This is a genomic window from Aureitalea marina (assembly GCF_002943755.1).
GTDB lineage: Bacteria > Bacteroidota > Bacteroidia > Flavobacteriales > Flavobacteriaceae > Aureitalea > Aureitalea marina.
In genome coordinates this window covers 1,059,689-1,076,697 of the sequence record NZ_MQUB01000001.1, presented here as the reverse complement: position 1 = coordinate 1,076,697, position 17,009 = coordinate 1,059,689, and the positions used below count along the sequence as shown (strand labels likewise).

The 17,009-nt window shown below is 45.3% G+C and carries 17 protein-coding genes, 1 other RNA gene and 1 pseudogene; 10 read left to right on the top strand and 9 right to left on the bottom strand.

The features are described from left to right. Window positions 1-78: 78 nt before the first annotated feature. Entirely contained in the window at window positions 79-2,529 is a 2,451-nt protein-coding gene (gene lon / locus BST85_RS04855) for an endopeptidase La (RefSeq protein ID WP_104812223.1), read from the bottom strand. Between the two features lie 212 nt (window positions 2,530-2,741). Between lon and BST85_RS04850 the strand changes: the two genes are divergently transcribed. Genes BST85_RS04850 through BST85_RS04835 form a run of 4 tightly spaced genes read left to right on the top strand, consistent with a single transcriptional unit; the run spans window position 2,742 to window position 5,674 of the window. Then, window positions 2,742-3,305, top strand: coding sequence for an RNA polymerase sigma factor (locus BST85_RS04850; RefSeq protein WP_342750394.1), 564 nt, complete (start codon window positions 2,742-2,744; stop codon window positions 3,303-3,305). Beyond that, complete coding sequence (locus tag BST85_RS04845; RefSeq protein ID WP_104812222.1) at window positions 3,298-3,849, top strand: hypothetical protein; 552 nt, start codon at window positions 3,298-3,300, stop codon at window positions 3,847-3,849. The genes BST85_RS04850 and BST85_RS04845 overlap by 8 nt, the downstream gene beginning before the upstream one ends. Next, on the top strand, window positions 3,833-4,918 hold the full coding sequence (locus BST85_RS04840; protein ID WP_104812221.1) for a DUF4097 family beta strand repeat-containing protein: 1,086 nt from the start codon (window positions 3,833-3,835) through the stop codon (window positions 4,916-4,918). Before BST85_RS04845 ends, BST85_RS04840 begins: the two co-directional genes overlap by 17 nt. Window positions 4,919-4,939: 21 nt before the next feature. Next, window positions 4,940-5,674, top strand: a complete 735-nt coding sequence (locus tag BST85_RS04835; RefSeq protein WP_104812220.1) for a head GIN domain-containing protein — start codon at window positions 4,940-4,942, stop codon at window positions 5,672-5,674. Between the two features lie 34 nt (window positions 5,675-5,708). Here the strand turns inward: BST85_RS04835 and BST85_RS04830 are convergent. Both BST85_RS04830 and BST85_RS04825 read right to left on the bottom strand, forming a co-directional pair. Further along, a pseudogene (locus BST85_RS04830) lies at window positions 5,709-7,033 on the bottom strand (MFS transporter). A 2-nt stretch (window positions 7,034-7,035) separates the two neighbouring features. Beyond that, a complete protein-coding gene (locus tag BST85_RS04825) occupies window positions 7,036-7,860 on the bottom strand; it encodes a M48 family metallopeptidase (RefSeq protein WP_104812219.1) in 825 nt (274 codons plus the stop codon). Between the two features lie 137 nt (window positions 7,861-7,997). On the opposite strand from BST85_RS04825, the gene BST85_RS04820 reads away from it, so the two are divergent. From BST85_RS04820 to lpdA, 4 genes are all read left to right on the top strand, one after another. Beyond that, on the top strand, window positions 7,998-8,531 hold the full coding sequence (locus BST85_RS04820) for a hypothetical protein (RefSeq protein ID WP_104813906.1): 534 nt from the start codon (window positions 7,998-8,000) through the stop codon (window positions 8,529-8,531). A gap of 7 nt (window positions 8,532-8,538) precedes the next feature. Beyond that, window positions 8,539-9,033 (top strand): peptide-methionine (R)-S-oxide reductase MsrB, encoded by a 495-nt coding sequence (msrB, locus tag BST85_RS04815; RefSeq protein WP_104812218.1) that lies wholly within the window; start codon window positions 8,539-8,541, stop codon window positions 9,031-9,033. Beyond that, window positions 9,026-9,427: a peptide-methionine (R)-S-oxide reductase MsrB gene (msrB, locus tag BST85_RS04810; protein ID WP_104812217.1), complete on the top strand. Its 402-nt coding sequence runs from the start codon at window positions 9,026-9,028 to the stop codon at window positions 9,425-9,427. The genes msrB (BST85_RS04815) and msrB (BST85_RS04810) overlap by 8 nt, the downstream gene beginning before the upstream one ends. A gap of 99 nt (window positions 9,428-9,526) precedes the next feature. Continuing rightward, window positions 9,527-10,903 (top strand): dihydrolipoyl dehydrogenase, encoded by a 1,377-nt coding sequence (gene lpdA, locus BST85_RS04805; RefSeq protein ID WP_104812216.1) that lies wholly within the window; start codon window positions 9,527-9,529, stop codon window positions 10,901-10,903. A 45-nt stretch (window positions 10,904-10,948) separates the two neighbouring features. On the opposite strand, the gene aroQ is transcribed toward lpdA, so the two are convergent. The 4 genes from aroQ to BST85_RS04785 form a co-directional block, all read right to left on the bottom strand. Beyond that, window positions 10,949-11,365: a type II 3-dehydroquinate dehydratase gene (gene aroQ / locus BST85_RS04800; protein ID WP_104812215.1), complete on the bottom strand. Its 417-nt coding sequence runs from the start codon at window positions 11,363-11,365 to the stop codon at window positions 10,949-10,951. Window positions 11,366-11,451: 86 nt separating this feature from the next. Continuing rightward, on the bottom strand, window positions 11,452-11,970 hold the full coding sequence (locus tag BST85_RS04795) for an outer membrane beta-barrel protein (protein ID WP_181039958.1): 519 nt from the start codon (window positions 11,968-11,970) through the stop codon (window positions 11,452-11,454). Window positions 11,971-12,094: 124 nt separating this feature from the next. Continuing rightward, the gene (locus BST85_RS04790) at window positions 12,095-12,616 is read right to left on the bottom strand and encodes a hypothetical protein (RefSeq protein WP_181039957.1); all 522 of its coding nucleotides are present in this window, start codon (window positions 12,614-12,616) and stop codon (window positions 12,095-12,097) included. A 45-nt stretch (window positions 12,617-12,661) separates the two neighbouring features. Continuing rightward, on the bottom strand, window positions 12,662-13,219 hold the full coding sequence (locus tag BST85_RS04785) for a porin family protein (RefSeq protein WP_104812214.1): 558 nt from the start codon (window positions 13,217-13,219) through the stop codon (window positions 12,662-12,664). Window positions 13,220-13,301: 82 nt separating this feature from the next. Here BST85_RS04785 and xerD point away from each other — a divergent pair, with 82 nt between their 5' ends. Then, on the top strand, window positions 13,302-14,204 hold the full coding sequence (gene xerD / locus BST85_RS04780) for a site-specific tyrosine recombinase XerD (RefSeq protein WP_104812213.1): 903 nt from the start codon (window positions 13,302-13,304) through the stop codon (window positions 14,202-14,204). 33 nt (window positions 14,205-14,237) lie between these two features. Further along, window positions 14,238-15,185, top strand: coding sequence for an aldo/keto reductase (locus BST85_RS04775; RefSeq protein WP_104812212.1), 948 nt, complete (start codon window positions 14,238-14,240; stop codon window positions 15,183-15,185). A 29-nt stretch (window positions 15,186-15,214) separates the two neighbouring features. On the opposite strand, the gene rny is transcribed toward BST85_RS04775, so the two are convergent. Both rny and ssrS read right to left on the bottom strand, forming a co-directional pair. Beyond that, the gene (gene rny, locus BST85_RS04770) at window positions 15,215-16,780 is read right to left on the bottom strand and encodes a ribonuclease Y (protein WP_104812211.1); all 1,566 of its coding nucleotides are present in this window, start codon (window positions 16,778-16,780) and stop codon (window positions 15,215-15,217) included. A 52-nt stretch (window positions 16,781-16,832) separates the two neighbouring features. Further along, a non-coding RNA gene (gene ssrS / locus BST85_RS04765) (6S RNA) lies at window positions 16,833-16,954 on the bottom strand. Window positions 16,955-17,009 lie beyond the last annotated feature (55 nt).

Genomic DNA, 17,009 nt, shown 5'->3' with positions numbered 1-17,009 from the left:
AACAAGGTACCTTTTCCTGTGAACTTAAACGTCTGCAATATTAGGAAATTGTAGACGGCTTTTAAAGAGTTCTCCGGACTAAAGGACCTTGGCCTTGCTCACCTTGTTCTTCAGCAGGGCTACTTCCAGAACTTCATTCATCTCTCTGACATAATGAAAGGTCAATCCTTTGAGGTAGCGCGGCTTGATCTCGTCTATGTCTCGTTTGTTCTCTTCACAGAGTATGATCTCCTTGATACGAGCGCGCTTGGCGGCTAAGATCTTCTCCTTGATTCCTCCTACTGGCAGTACTTTTCCTCTCAGGGTGATCTCCCCTGTCATAGCGAGGTTCCTGCGCACTCGTCGCTGGGTGAATAGTGATACAAGAGAAGTCAGCATGGTGATCCCGGCGCTGGGTCCATCTTTTGGTGTGGCTCCTTCCGGAACGTGAATATGCACGTTATACTTCTCGAATAGAACCGGGTCAATGCCGAATAGATCAGCATTGGACTTGATATATTCCAGGGCAATAGTTGCCGATTCCTTCATCACCTTACCCAAGTTTCCGGTCATGGTCAATTGTCCTTTTCCTTTGGATAGAGCAGATTCTATATAGAGAATGTCTCCTCCTACCCGAGTCCAGGCTAATCCGGTAACCACCCCGGCCACATCGTGGTTCTCGTATCGGTCTCGCTCTAATTTAGGAGCTCCTAATACCTGTATGATAATTTCCTCCGTGACCTTGGTCTCGTACTTCTCCTCCATCGCGATCTTCATGGCCGCATACCGAACCATCTTCGCAATTTGCTTTTCAAGGGTTCTCACTCCGCTTTCCCGGGTATACCCTTCTACGATGCGTTCCAATTGTCTCTTCCCGATCTTGAGGTGATCAGATTTGAGTCCGTGTTCTTCCAATTGCTTGGGCAACAGATGCTGTTTGGCGATCTCCACCTTCTCTTCTATGGTATAACCTGAGACCTCGATGATTTCCATCCTGTCCCTAAGAGCAGGTTGAATGGTGCTCAAGCTATTACAGGTAGCGATAAATAATACCTTGGACAGATCGTATCCCAGTTCCAGGAAATTATCGTGAAATTCCATGTTCTGCTCGGGATCAAGAACCTCCAGCATAGCAGACGAAGGGTCACCTTGACTACCTACCGAAAGCTTGTCGATCTCATCCAGGACAAATACCGGATTGCTTTTACCGGCCTTTTTGATGTTCTGAACGATCCGGCCTGGCATGGCCCCGATATAGGTTTTTCTGTGGCCCCTGATCTCCGCTTCGTCCCGTAAACCGCCAAGTGACATACGTACATACTCCCTGCCCAAAGCCTCGGCTATGGATTTTCCTAATGAAGTTTTACCTACTCCCGGCGGTCCGTACAGACAGAGAATAGGAGACTTCATGTCCTGTCTAAGTTTAAGTACCGCCAGATATTCGACGATCCGGTCTTTGACATCGTCCAGGCCATAATGATCGCGATCTAGTATTTTTCTAGCCCGTTTGAGATCGAATTGATCCTGGCTGATCTCGTTCCAGGGTAACTCCAAGATCAGGTCCAGGTAATTCCGCTGAATACCATATTCGGCAACCTGTGGATTCATTCGCTCCAACTTGGAGATCTCTTTTTCGAAGTGTTCAGCAACCTCTTCTTGCCAATCCTTGGTTTTTGCCTTGTCCCGCAATTCCTGGATCTCCACCTGATGAGCATTTCCACCCAATTCTTCCTGTATGGTCTTCATTTGCTGTTGCAGGAAGTATTCTCTCTGTTGTTGGTTGATATCGCTCTCTACTTTTGATTGGATATCCTGACGTAGGTTGAGCCGTTGCAACTCCACATTCATGTGTTTGAGGATAGCTAAAGCTCGTTCTTTCAGATCATTGATCTCCAACAGTTTCTGTTTGTCCTCTACAGAAATATTCAAATTGGACGACACAAAATTGATCAGGAATGAGTTGCTCTCTATGTTCTTGATGGCAAACGAAGCCTCAGAAGGAATGTTCGGACTATCCTTAATGATCTCCAGGGCCATCTCCTTGATTGACTCGATAATGGCCTGGAATTCTTCATTGTCTGCAGAAGGCCTTGCTTCCGGGACTGGGTTGACGGTAGCCGTCAGATAAGGCTCGGTGGTGGTCAATTGGGAGATCTCAAAGCGTTTTTGACCTTGGATCACAACGGTAGTGTTACCATCGGGCATCTTGAGTACCCTCAATATCCTTGCTACCGTTCCTACCGTATTGAGGTCTTGAAGCTGAGGATCCTCCTGTACTTCTTCCTTTTGAGATACCACCCCGATTATCTTATTCCCCCGGTTGGTCTCATTGATCAATTGGATGGACTTATCTCTTCCCGCTGTGATCGGAATAACCACTCCAGGGAATAGTACGGTATTTCTAAGGGGAAGGATAGGCAAGGATTCCGGGACTTCTTCCTTATCCATTGCATCTTCATCCTCTGGGGTCATCAATGGAATTAACTCGGCATCCTCCTGGAATTCCTGCAATGACAAACTGTCTAGTGTTATCAATTTTGTTCTGGCCATATGTATTATCAGGACATTCTGTCACCCAGAAATAGGGGTTTCAGAAACTTCTTATTCTTTGTTTTGTGCTAACTAAATTGTAAAACCTTGTTATTCAGGGATTTTGTTCAGTCTTCTACGTTCTAATGTTTCAATAGTTGTGCCACTTCCCTAACTTTAATCTTTCGGAGTGTAACATTTTAATTAAGGGTCTATCCTTAGCATAAACGATCATGTTTTTGACACTAACCAAACAGAATATTGAATCGTTACTTGTTCTTTGTCAAGATGGAAATCAATTGGCACAGCTGGAAGTATACAACCGCTATCAGCGCGCCATGTACAACACGGCACTACGCATAGTCAAAGACATTGCAGAGGCCGAGGATGTGATGCAGGAATCTTTCCTGACCGCCTTCCAGAAACTGGACACCTACAAAGGAGAAGCTTCTTTTGGTGCCTGGCTAAAACGGATCGTGGTCAATAATAGCATTGCGCAATTCAGAAAGGCACAGCGTATCAGCACTGTGTCTGATGAGAATATTCCTTTGGCCGCCGATGAAGCAAATGACGGGCTGGATGCTGAGGATTATGCCCAGGTTCAGGTCAGTCAACTCATGGAAACCATGAATGAGCTTCATCATAGCTATCGTCAGATACTCAGTCTTCATTTTGTAGAAGGCTTTGACTACGAAGAGATCTGCCAGATCATGGACATTAGTTACGCCAACTGCCGTACAATGATTTCACGAGCCAAAGAAAGTTTACGAAAGAAATTAATTATTCATCATGAGTAATAAGGACCAGATAGATCGATTATTTGAGGAGTTAGAAGGGCAATTGGACCTACACGATACCCCCCAGGGGCATCAAGCCAGGTTTATGTCTCGACTGAACCAGCAGCAGGGGAAACCAGCTAAGAACAAGCGTAATTGGTGGAAGCCATTGAGTATAGCAGCCGGCTTCCTGGTGTTGATCTCATTGGGGATCTCGGTATTAGAACCTGAAGATAATTCTGCAGAGCTCGCCTCTGTATCTCCTGAAATGGAGCAGGCCGAGTCGTTCTTCGTTACAACCATCAATGAAGAACTGGCTACCCTTAAAGGATTTGAGACCGAAGAGACCAAAGCGATCATTGATGATGCTTTGACCCGACTGGATCTTCTGGAGCAGAACTACGACCAACTCAAAGTAGATCTCAAAGAAAGTGGAAATGACAAAAGAGTGATCAATGCGATGATTGCCAATTTCCAGGATCGTATCGAACTACTGCAAGAGGTCATTCAAACTATTGAACAAATTGAAACACTTAAAGCGAATAGAAATGAGACGACCATTTAATGCCCTGATGCTGTTGTTGATGGTACCGGCTATGGTACTGGCAACAGGCGGTAAATTAAAGGGTAAGTACACCAAAGAAAAGAAACTGAACAAAGAATATACTGTAAATACCAACGCCAGTTTGACCGTGAGCAATAGCTATGGAAACATTGACGTGGTAAGCTGGAACGAGAACAGAACCGTTATTGAGGTAGTAATTAAGACCAACGGAAATAACGAAGAGAAGGTCCAAAAGAAATTGGATGACATCGATGTAGAATTCTCAGGAAATGCATCAGGGGTTAGTGCCAGGACAGTTTTCAACGGAAAGAAAAAAGGTTGGAACTGGTGGGGTAACAACAATAACAACGTCAGCATGGAGATCAATTACACCATTAAGGTGCCTGTGACCAATTCTGTAGACCTGAGCAATGACTACGGCCCTATCAATCTGAATCGGATCGAAGGAAGAGCAGAGATCAGTTGTGACTACGGGCAGCTTAATATTGGAGAGTTGATGGGAGACAATAACGATCTGAACTTTGATTACACCAAGAATTCCACCATCGGATATATGAAGACCGGCTCCATCAATGCGGATTATTCCAACTTTACCCTGGAACGAACTGAGGCCTTAGATCTGAATGCAGATTACACCAAAAGTGAGGTTATGGAAGTGCATACCCTGGATTATAGCTGTGACTATGGCAAGCTCACAGTTGGTGAAGTGACCAATATGGACGGGAGCGGAGATTATATTCCACTCAGAATCGGTAAACTGAACGGAGACCTGACAGTCAGTGCAGACTACGGCTCCATTTCGGTAGACCGGGTAACCAGCAGTGGTGGCGACATCAATATCGAATCGGACTATGCGGGCATCAAGATCGGTTTTGAAAGCGGATACAGCTTTGATTTCGATCTAGACCTACGCTATGCCAGCCTTAAAGGTGAAGAGCTGGTAGAGATGCAACACACCCACAAAGAGAATAGCCGTAAGACCTATAAAGGATACCACGGAACTAAAGGATCCGGTAACACCATCTACGTAAATTCAGAATACGGAGGAGTTACCCTTAAGAAATACTAAAAATCAAAAAACGACAGTACAATGAAAACCACGATCAAAACCATCCTTTGTACCCTGCTTATAGTAGGAGGAACCAGTAGTGTATTTGCCCAATGGGGCAGTAAGAAAGTGACCGGAAATGGTAATGTAACCACCAAAACCGTCAATACCGGAAGCTATGATGCCGTGAAAGGTGTTGGTTCTATGGACATCCATTTGGAAAGAGGAACTGAAGGCGCAGTACAGGTGACAACAGACGACAACCTGCACGAGTACCTGGATATCCAGGTCAAGGGTAGTTCCCTGGTCATCGCGACCAAAAAAGGTTACAATCTGAAGACCAAGAAAGGAATCCATGTAACTGTTCCCTTCCAGGACATCTCGGAGGTAGCTCTTACGGGTTCGGGAGACATCGACACTAAAGACACCATCGATTCCCAAAACATGGCTATAAGTGTTACTGGTTCTGGAGATGTCATCCTGGATATCAATTCTGGTAAGGCCAAAGTAAGAGTGACCGGTTCTGGCGATATAGAATTAAGCGGGAAAACCGTAGACCTTGACCTTGCAATTAGTGGTAGTGGCGATTATAAAGGTTTTGGCCTTGAGGCCCAGAATACAGATGTATCAATTTCAGGCTCCGGAGATGCCAAGGTAGTTGCCAATAGCTCTATTATTGCACGTGTGGCAGGATCTGGTGATATTGAATACAGAGGTAACCCGGAACAAAGTGATACCAAAGCTTCCGGTTCAGGTAGTATCACCTCAAACAACTAAACGACTAATTTGATAGCCAACCGAAAGGGCCGCATTAAGCGGTCCTTTCTTCATTTTTAGGGACGCGGATCAGCAAGATGACTCCAAGCCCAAAGAACACCACTAGAAATATCACGGAATTCCGCATACTTCCTGTGATCTGATCGATCAGGCCATACAAGAGCATTCCGATCACAATCCCGATCTTTTCGGTCACATCGTAGAAGCTGAAGTAGGAGGTGGTATCCTTGGTCTCCGGCAAGAATTTGGAATAGGTAGATCGAGACAGAGCCTGAATCCCGCCCATGACCAGACCAACTATACCTGCCGTGGCGTAGAACTGCACCGGGGTCACAATGAAATAGGCGATCACACAGATCATCACCCAAATCAGGTTGATCACGATCAGGGTTGGGATGTTGCCATACCGTTCTGAAGCCCGGGAGGTTAAAGTAGCACCGGCAACGGCCACCAACTGTATGATCAAAATACTGATGATCAATCCCATGGTCTTCTCCTCGGAACTTCCCCAACCGATCTCTTGTTCACCAAAATAGGTCGCAACCAGCATCACTGTCTGCACAGCCATACTGTACACAAAGAAGGCCCCCAGGTAGCGCTTAAGTCTCTTATTGTTGGACAAAGAGCGATAGACAGTCTGTAATTCCAGAAAACCGTTCAGCATAAAGCGCGGATGAGCCTTTTTAGCCTCACCTACTCCTTTAGGCAGGTATTTAAAAGAATATTGACTGAATCCGATCCACCACAGACCTACCATGACAAAGGAGATTCGCATGGCCTTCATACTGGCCTCTCCCCATCTCCAAAGCCAAATAATTCTGGGAACATGACCATACCCAGGTTGATCAGCAAGAGGATCACACTACCGATATACCCTAAGGAATACCCTTTGGCGCTCAAGCGGTCTTGTTGCTCCGGATGCGCAATATCCGGCAGATAGGAATTGTAAAAAACCAGACTACCCCAAAATCCTATCAAACCAAGAAAATAAAGGATGAGGCTGAAATACAACCTATCCAGGGAGAAGAAATACAAGCCCATACAGGAAAGCGCCCCCAGGTAGCAGAAGAAGCGCATGAACATCTTCTTATTCGAGACATAATCTGCTATACCAGACAGCAAGGGCGAGATGAGGGAAATCACTAAGAAGGCTAAGGCCGTGGTATAAGTGATCAAAGGAGTACTTCGAATGCTTCCTCCAAAAATTTCCACTGTCTTTAAACCTGAACTTTCGAAAAGGGCCTGATAAAAGATGGGAAAGACGGCCGAGGCTATGACCAGACTATAGACCGAATTGGCCCAGTCGTAAAAGGCCCAGGCGTGAAGCAATTTCTTGCTTCCTTTAGGGAGGTTAGGCATGTTTACTGAGTTTTGAATTGGGTGACACCAAACTTACGGGCTTCAGCCTTGGCTTCCGGCGCCCAACCTTGAATGTTAGAGATCCGGGTGTCGTCAGATGGGTGAGTACTGAGGAATTCCGGTGGAGCTTCCCCATTTTTATTTGACTTCATACGTTCCCAGAGCTGAACAGCTTCCATAGGTTCATAACCTGCAATGGCCATCAAGTAAAGACCAATTTTATCTGCTTCAGATTCATGACTTCGACTAAATGGAAGCATCACCCCTACCTGGGATCCAATACCATATGCCTGATTAAAGATCTCTACATTCTCCGGATCATTGCTCAAGGCAACATTCCCTGCTACCGCTCCCAAGGCCTGTAACTGGCTGGCGCTCATTCTTTGCTGTCCGTGATTGGCCAATGCGTGTGCTACTTCATGCCCCATCACAGTGGCAATGCCAACTTCCCCTTGAGTGATTGGCAATATTCCCGTATAAAATACGATCTTCCCTCCCGGCATACACCAGGCATTGACTGTCTCGTCATTTACAAGGTTGTATTCCCAGGCATAGTCTTTCAGATATCCCGCATAACCTTGAGCTGTCAGATAGCGTTCTGCAGCTGCCGCGATCTTCTGACCCACATTGGTCACCATTCTGGCTTCCGCTGTTCCTTTCACCACATTGCTCTGGCTTAAGAACTCGTCATACTGCTGAAAAGCCATGGGAAAGATCTGGGAATTGGGAACCAAGGCCAGGGTCTTCTTGCCCGTGAACGGATTGGTATTACAACTAAGAAAAAGTAAAAAGGTCAGTGAAAGGCAAAGTTGTCGCTTGGAGATCATTGAATTGTGATATTAAAGCAATTAAAGATACTATTTATTCTATTTCAGCGTAATTAATACCAATCTTTGAGCTGTTTTTTTTGGTTCTCTTCAGAAATGGCAAGACTTTTGATTTCTCAATACAAAACCCAATGATTATGAAACATATCAGACTATTAGCATTCGTATTTTTAGCCATCGGCATCACAGCCTGTACGGGCGATCCAGGACCTCCGGGACCTCCAGGACCTCCTGGCAATGATGGTATCAATATCCTGGGCCAAGTATTTGAGGCTCAGGTCAGTTTTAATGCCGGAAATAACTTCCAGGAATTGGTTGTGTTTCCCAATCGGATCGAGGTGTTCGAAAGTGACGTTATCCTGGTCTACTGGTTAGAGGATGTAGTTCCGGATGGCCAAGGTGGTACCCTGGATGTTTGGAGTCAATTACCCCAAACCATTTATTTGGAGAATGGATCCTTCCAATACACCTTTAATCACACATTTCTGGATGTATTGTTATTTTTACAGGGAGATATCAACCTCAATGGGTTAGGAAGTGGCTTTACGAACGACCAAATATTTCGAATTGCCGTTGTTCCTGCCGAGTTTGGCGATGCCAATCTAACCATGGAGCAGTTGATGCAATCTGTAGATGTAGAATTTCTCCCCTTGGAGATCGATTCGGATTAAAGAAACTATGAAAAAAATTGTATTGCTAATTCTGGGCGGGTTATTGATGTCCTGTCAATCTCCCGCCCAGGATAAAGAAGGAGAAAAAGAGTCTGAAACACTTTATAAAGTGACTAAAACAGACGAAGAATGGCGGGCCCAACTAACGGACATTCAGTATTATGTGCTCAGAGAGGATGGTACGGAAAGAGCATTCACCTCAGAATTGAACAAAAACTACGAGCAGGGAACTTACGTTTGTGCGGCCTGTGCAACGCCCTTGTTTAAAAGCGAGCATAAATTTGACAGCGGAACGGGATGGCCAAGCTTTGACAGAGAGATCAAGGACAATGTGGCCTATTCTACCGATTATAAGATCGGTTATCCTCGAACAGAGGAGCATTGCGCTACCTGCGGTGGACATCTTGGTCATGTGTTTAATGACGGTCCAAGAAATACTACTGGAAAACGTCACTGTATCAATGGAGCGGCTCTGAAATTTGTACCTGAGAGCAATGAATAAACAGTATCCAATTCATAAAACTGAAGAACAGTGGTTGGAGGAATTGGGGCATGATCGCTACCATATCCTGAGGGGTAAAGGAACGGAGCGTCCCTTTACGGGTAAGTATAACCTTCATGCCGAGCCGGGCACCTATTCTTGCGGAGCCTGTCGGACTCCTCTTTTTGAGAGTAATTCTAAGTTTGACAGTGGCTGTGGCTGGCCTTCCTTTGACGAATCCATCCCCGGAAGAGTAGAATATATCAGGGACACTTCGCATGGAATGATCAGGACCGAGATCTTGTGTGCGCAATGTGGCAGTCACCTGGGGCATGTCTTTAATGATGGTCCTACACAGACGGGTCAGCGATACTGTGTAAACTCCCTCTCGATTGATTTTAAGACCGAATCCTAAGGCATTTCATGGCCCTCAGGATAATTAGATTTTGACTTCAGGATTACCTGAATATTCCGTAATTTCGTGGCTCGAATTTAACCCTAGTCAATTAGCGCAATGAGCAAATACGATATGATCGTTCTGGGCAGTGGACCCGGAGGTTATGTGGCGGCCATCCGAGCCTCACAATTAGGTTTGAAAACAGCAATCATCGAAAAGGAAAGTCTGGGAGGGGTTTGCCTCAACTGGGGTTGTATCCCAACCAAGGCCTTGCTTAAAAGTGCCCAGGTTTTCGAATACTTGAAACATGCTGAGGACTATGGTTTGACCGTAGAAGGTGCCGATAAGGACTTTGGCAAGGTAGTGGATCGCAGTCGTGGTGTAGCCGATGGTATGAGCAAAGGGGTTCAATTCCTGATGAAGAAGAACAAGATCGATGTGATCAATGGTTATGGTAAACTCAAGCCTGGTAAAAAGGTGGAAGTTGATGGTACGGAGTACAGCGCAGATCATATCGTGATCGCTACAGGTGCTCGTTCCAGGGAATTACCAAACTTGCCACAGGATGGAAAGAAAGTGATCGGATATCGGGAGGCAATGACATTGCCGGAGCAGCCAGAAAGTATGATAGTCGTTGGAAGCGGAGCAATTGGTGTGGAGTTTTCAAACTTCTACAACAGTATGGGTACTGATGTAACCATAGTAGAATTTCTGCCAAGACTGGTTCCTGTAGAAGACGAAGAAGTCTCTAAACAGTTTGAACGCATCTTTAAGAAATCCGGAATCAAGGTTATGACCAATTCCTCTGTAGAATCTGTCGATACTTCAGGAGACAAGGTGAAGGCTACGGTTAAAACCAAAAAAGGAGAAGAGATCCTGGAAGCCGATGTGGTCCTTTCCGCGGTAGGTATTACCTCAAACCTAGAGAATATCGGATTAGAGGATGTCGGCATAGTTACCGATAAGGGCAAGATCATAGTGAACGATTGGTATCAGACCAATATCCCAGGTTACTACGCCATAGGAGATATTGTACATGGCCCTGCGCTTGCTCACGTGGCCTCCGCCGAAGGAATCGCCTGTGTAGAAAAGATCGCTGGCATGCATGTAGAGCCAATCGATTACGGTAACATCCCCGGTTGTACCTATACTTCGCCCGAGATCGCTAGTGTGGGGATGACAGAAGCCCAGGCCAAGGAAGCCGGTTTTGACATCAAGGTTGGGAAGTTTCCTTTCTCTGCCAGTGGTAAGGCTAGTGCCTCCGGTAACAAAGACGGATTTGTGAAAGTCATTTTCGACGCCAAGTACGGAGAATGGCTAGGTTGTCATATGATAGGAGCTGGTGTTACGGATATGATCGCTGAGGCGGTCGTAGCGAGAAAACTAGAGACTACAGGTCATGAAGTATTGAAGGCAATTCACCCTCACCCCACCATGAGTGAGGCCGTGATGGAAGCCGTAGCCGATGCCTACGACGAGGTCATCCACCTGTAGAAAATTAATAGGATTAAAGAAAGCGCTCCAAAACGGGGTGCTTTTTTATTTTAGAAAACTTTGGAGAGCCAATTCGTAGCTCTGCATCCCGAATCCTAAGATAACCCCTCGAGCACCAGAAGAGATATAAGATTGATGCCTGAACTCTTCCCGTTGCATGGTATTGGAGATATGCACTTCCACTACCGGACATGAAATCGCCTTGACCGCATCTCCTAGCCCAATAGAGGTATGGGTATAGGCGGCTGCATTGAGAATAATTCCATCGCAATCAAACCCAACTTCATGAAGTTTATCGATCAACTCTCCTTCTATATTGGATTGATACGAACTGAGTTGAACTTGCGGATATTCTTCTTGCAGGGCTTGGAAGAATTCATTGAATGATAGATCACCATAGATATCAGTCTCCCGCTTGCCAAGCAGATTTAGGTTAGGGCCGTTAATGATGATTATCCGCATATTTCGTAAGCTATGATTAGGTATTCAAAGTTAAGCTAAAAAAAGGGGCGAAATCGCCCCCAGAATAATTCAATTTGTCTTAAGGTCTATTCTACGTCAGAACTGCCAGCTCCAAAAGTATAAACAGCCCCTAGTGTGATCAGATTCCAGGAGCCTCCATCTTTGGAAATTCCTCTGAATGCACCCATTATTCCCCAAGATTCATTTACGTTATAGGTCGCACTTGGGACATAATAAAAGCCTCCATCGTTACCATCGTTTATACCAATGGCGTAACCCACATCCGCACCTAAAGTAAAGCTCGGCGCAACGTCAAATCTTGCCGCAGCCGCTATTGGAATGAACTGAACATCATCAACTTCTACGGTGAACCCTGCGATTTCTACATCATCACCGAACGAATGCGAATAACCAGTGGCAACACCTGCCTCGAAACTATCATTTATCTCAAAAAGATAACCGAGATCTACCGCAATGGCGAACGTAGCAAAGTCACCTGCATCACCTACAGGTATCCCTCCACTGAGTCCAGCATTGAAATGGCCTTGAGCTTGCGCGGCTAGACCGAAGAGGGCCACAACCGCAAAAATCCATAATTTTCTCATTATAATAAGGTATTGGTTAACTACATTAAAACTACTTAGAAATTGACTCTCAACTCAATAGGTCAATTGCCCTATTTTAACAAACTTATTAACCAAAAAAATGCTGGGATATGACCGAAATCAGTTATTCGACATCCGCACTAGAAGTGCCTCCTAGATTGAATTCTACTCCAAGTGTGAGCATATTCCAACCACCGTTTGACACTGCTACACCGCGATAGGCGGCAGCAATGCCAATTATAGGTGAAACCCAGTACATTATTCTTGGGCTGTAATAGAAGCCACCATCGTTACCATCGTTCACGCCGATGGCATATCCTACATCTCCCTGGAAAGTCCAGGCATCCGCAAAATTCCAGGAACCCCTGGCCGCTAGGGGTATAAATTGAACGTCGTCTAAATCGATTGTTATCGGTCCTACTGTTTGGGTAAAATCTACAAAGGAGTGTGAATATCCTATCACAGGACCTGCAGAAAACTCGTAACCTGCTTCAAATAGATAGGCAGCATCTACATTGATGGCAAAATCAGCAAAATCCGAAGCATTACCGACTGGTAATCCACCGTTAACACTAATCTGAAATCCTTGCGCAAATAATCCTTGTCCTAACAGTACGAACAGGGATAGAAGTAAAACTTTTTTCATAATGATCTATTTTGGTTGTACCTCCAAGATAGACATAATGAAGAACTACAACAAGGAAATTCCGGCAGATAACTGAAAGGTCTGGTTTCTGCTGTTGTTGTAGACTGGGCCGGAAGGCACTTCGGAAATTCCAAAAATATAACGTCCTTCAAGACGCAGACCAAAAGGCAAATTGACACCTACCCCCACTACTCCAGAGAAATCGAAATCGTTTACCTTGAAATCATTGATGATCTCGTTGACGATCACCTGAGTGTCATCATTCACCAGAAAGCCAAATTGGGGCCCAAAATGAATATTAAAGGCTTTTACCGGATAGTATTTGATCACTGCCGGTATATTGATATAATCCAGGTCAAAACTACCCAGATCCAGCTCCGCCCCCTGTTGCGAATAGAGCAAGTCTGCTTGTATACCTAATTTTTCGCTGAATTTTGCTCCCAGGAAAACACCTCCTACAAATCCCGTCTTATTATCCAGACCTGCCGCGTCGGATAGTGTAGCGAAATTTAACCCAGCTTTGATTCCTAGGTCCAGACCTTGAGCCATGCCGGTAAATGGCAGCAATGCGATAGCAATTACAATAACAATTTGTTTTTTCATGATGAAGATTTGATTGAATAACGAAAATACCGTCAAGGATATTTTCGATTGGTTAATTTTAGCCTGAAAATCGAACTTTCAATTGAACTGGCAAAACGCTATAACCGATTATTTGCAATACTGTCGCATCGAACGCGGGCTTTCAGACAATTCCATTAGCAGTTACGAGCAGGATCTTAATCGATTAATGGTCTGGTCTGAGCATCTTTCTTCTGGCCAGGTTCCACTGAGCATTGACCAGGAAAACCTGACTCAATTCGTCAGGAATTCTGCCTCAGAACTTAGTCCAAGGTCTCAGAACCGCTTACTTTCCTCCCTACGGGGTTTTTTTTCTTACCTCGTCTTTGAAGGCTATAGAAAAGATAATCCTATCGAGCTTATTGAAAGTGCTCGTGTAGGTAGAAAATTACCTAAAACCCTCAGCACCGGTGAGATTGACAGACTAATAGCGGCCATCGATCTGAGCCATCCACAAGGTGAACGCAATCGGGCTATCATGGAACTGCTCTATGGATGCGGCCTGCGTGTATCCGAATTGACTCAATTGAGGATTTCAGATTTGTTCTTCGAGGAAGGCTTCATCAAAGTTAGTGGTAAGGGTAATAAAGAACGCCTGGTTCCAATTGGACCCAACACCATCAAATATGTGAAGATCTATCAGGATCAGGTGAGGGTTCATCAACAGATCGATCCCGGCTATAGCGACACCTTATTCCTCAACAGGAGAGGAAAAGGTTTAAGCAGGGCCATGATCTTCACCCTGACCAGGCAATTGGCAGAGAGAGCAGGTATCGACAAGACCATAAGTCCACACACTTTTCGACATAGTTTTGCCACGCATTTGTTGGAAAATGGTGCAGACTTGAGAGCAATCCAGCAGATGCTGGGTCATGAAAGTATCACTACCACCGAGATATACACCCATATCGACACCACCTATCTGACCGAAGTGATCAACCGTTTTCATCCTCGGAAATCTAGCTAGGATTAGCTATCTTCAAATTTCATTAAATCAACTATGAAAACGATAAAATTTAAGAATGGAGACCAGGCTCATGCCATTGGTCTGGGAACCTGGAAAGCTACAGGTGAAACTGTTAAGCAAGCTGTTAAGGATGCGGTCAATGCCGGTTATCGGCATATCGACACAGCCGCTGTCTATCAGAATGAGAATGAGATCGGAGAAGCCCTGCAGGAAATATTCGCCGAGGGCAATGTAAAACGGGAGGATCTGTTCATCACATCCAAACTCTGGAACGATGCACATGCTTCAGAAGACGTACTGCCTGCTTTATCAGAGTCATTGGATAAATTACAATTGGACTATCTGGACCTTTATCTGATCCACTGGCCGGTTGCCTTTCAAAAAGGAATTGGATTTCCGTCCAAGCCGGAGGATTACAGGAGTTTGAATGAAGTTCCTCTGATCACCACCTGGCAAGAAATGGAAAAGGCGCATGCCAAAGGCCTCACCCGGCACATAGGGGTGTCAAATTTTAGTCAAAAGAAGCTAGAAGATCTCAATTCCAAGGCAGAGATCATCCCGGAAGTTAATCAGGTAGAATTGCACCCACTGCTACAACAAAATGCATTAAAGGAATATTGCGACAAAAATGGCATCATCCTTACAGCCTATTCACCCTTAGGATCTGGAGATCGTCCGGATGCCATGAAGGCAGACAATGAGCCTAATCTATTCGATATACCGACTATCGGTCAAATTGCTGAGAAACACGGGATTTCTCCGGCGCAAGTCCTCATTGGCTGGCATGCCGCCAGGGGTAGTTCCGCCATTCCCAAATCGACCAATCCTGTCCATATGCGCTCTAACTTAGAGGCAGCAGAGATTGCACTGGATAAGACAGACATGGCAGATATTGCAGCTTTAGATAAACACTTCAGGTTTATTGACGGGAAGTTCTTTGAAATGCCCGGCAGTGGTTACCAAAACATCTACGATGAATAAAAAAAGCCTCCAATTAGGAGGCTTTTATTTTACTTGGCAATGTTGACAGCTCGAGTCTCTCGGATAACCGTGACCTTCACTTGTCCCGGATAGGTCATATCTGTTTGGATCTTTTGGGAGATCTCGAAGGATAGTTGAGCGGCCTTCTCGTCGCTCACCTTTTCACTTTCTACCATAACGCGTAATTCGCGCCCGGCCTGAATAGCATAGGCTTTATTCACCCCATTAAAGCCAAAGGCGATGTTTTCAAGATCTTTAAGCCGCTGAATATATGAGTCTAAGACCTGTCTTCGGGCTCCTGGTCTGGCTCCGCTTATGGCGTCGCACACCTGGACAATAGGCGAAAGAAGACTGTTCATTTCGATTTCATCGTGGTGAGCTCCAATGGCATTACAGACTTCCGGTTTCTCACCGTATTTCTCGGCCCACTGCATACCTAAAATGGCATGGGGTGTTTCGGTTTCTTTTTCCGGCACCTTACCAATATCGTGCAACAGACCCGCCCGTTTCGCCAGTTTGGCGTTCAGGCCTAATTCCGATGCCATGGTACCACAAAGACGTGCCACCTCACGGGAGTGGTGTAACAGGTTCTGGCCATATGACGAACGATAGCGCATCCGTCCGACCGCCTTGATGAGTTCCGGATGAAGACCGTGGATACCAAGGTCAATGACCGTTCGTTTACCAACCTCGATGATCTCCTCTTCGATCTGCTTGCGGGTCTTTCTGACGACCTCTTCTATCCTGGCCGGGTGAATTCGTCCATCGGTCACCAATTTGTGCATGGATAAACGGGCAATCTCTCTTCTTACTGAATCGAAACAAGACAGGATAATCGCTTCTGGTGTGTCATCAACGATGATCTCCACTCCGGTGGCCGCTTCGATCGCACGAATATTTCGTCCCTCTCGTCCAATGATCCGTCCTTTTACATCATCACTTTCCAGGTTGAACACGGAGACACAGTTCTCTATGGCTTCTTCTGTTCCAATCCGCTGGATAGTGTTGATCACGATCTTCCTGGCCTCTTGCTGAGCCGTGAGTTTGGATTCTTCCACGGATTGCTGGATGAACGCCATGGCGTCTGTCTTGGCCTCCTCTTTTAAGCTCTCCAATAATTGAGCTTTTGCGTCTTCTGCAGACAAACTGGAGATAACCTCTAATTGCTCGATCTGAGAACGGTGAAGTTTCTCTACCTCGGACTTCTTCTTGTCCAGGATAGCCATACGGTTATCATATTCCGACAACTTTTGTTCGAGATTGCCATTTAATTTCTTGTTCCGTGCCAATTCGCTCGACACTTTGGACTCTTTGTCCCTGGTGCGTTTTTCCGCCTCTGCAATTTTCTTGTCTCGGGCCGTGATCACCTTTTCATGTTCAGCCTTTAGTTCGATAAACCTTTCCTTGGCCTGCAGGATCTTGTCCTTTTTGATCGCTTCCGCCTCAGTATTAGCCTCTTTTAAGATGGCATTGGATTCTTTCTTAGCAGAACGAACAACCTGTGATGCATTGTTCTTTTCCAGCATCTTGGCGATGAGGAAGCCTGCGATCAGAGCTACGACTCCCACTATTACGATGGTAATTATATTGTCCATAACTGGTATGTATAAATAAAAAAAAGCCTACGTTAATAGGGTAATTTTGAATAAACTCCTTAAAAACAAGTTTAGGATTAACGTGCTGATCAAGAATCCGTCCAACCGATTGAAACCGGTAACGGCGCGCTTTTACAACAACGACTCACCCTTTTTAAAGAATTCGTGTTGAGTTTACCAAAAATGTGTATTAACGTAGGCAGTAACCTTTTTTGTATGTCTAAAGAAC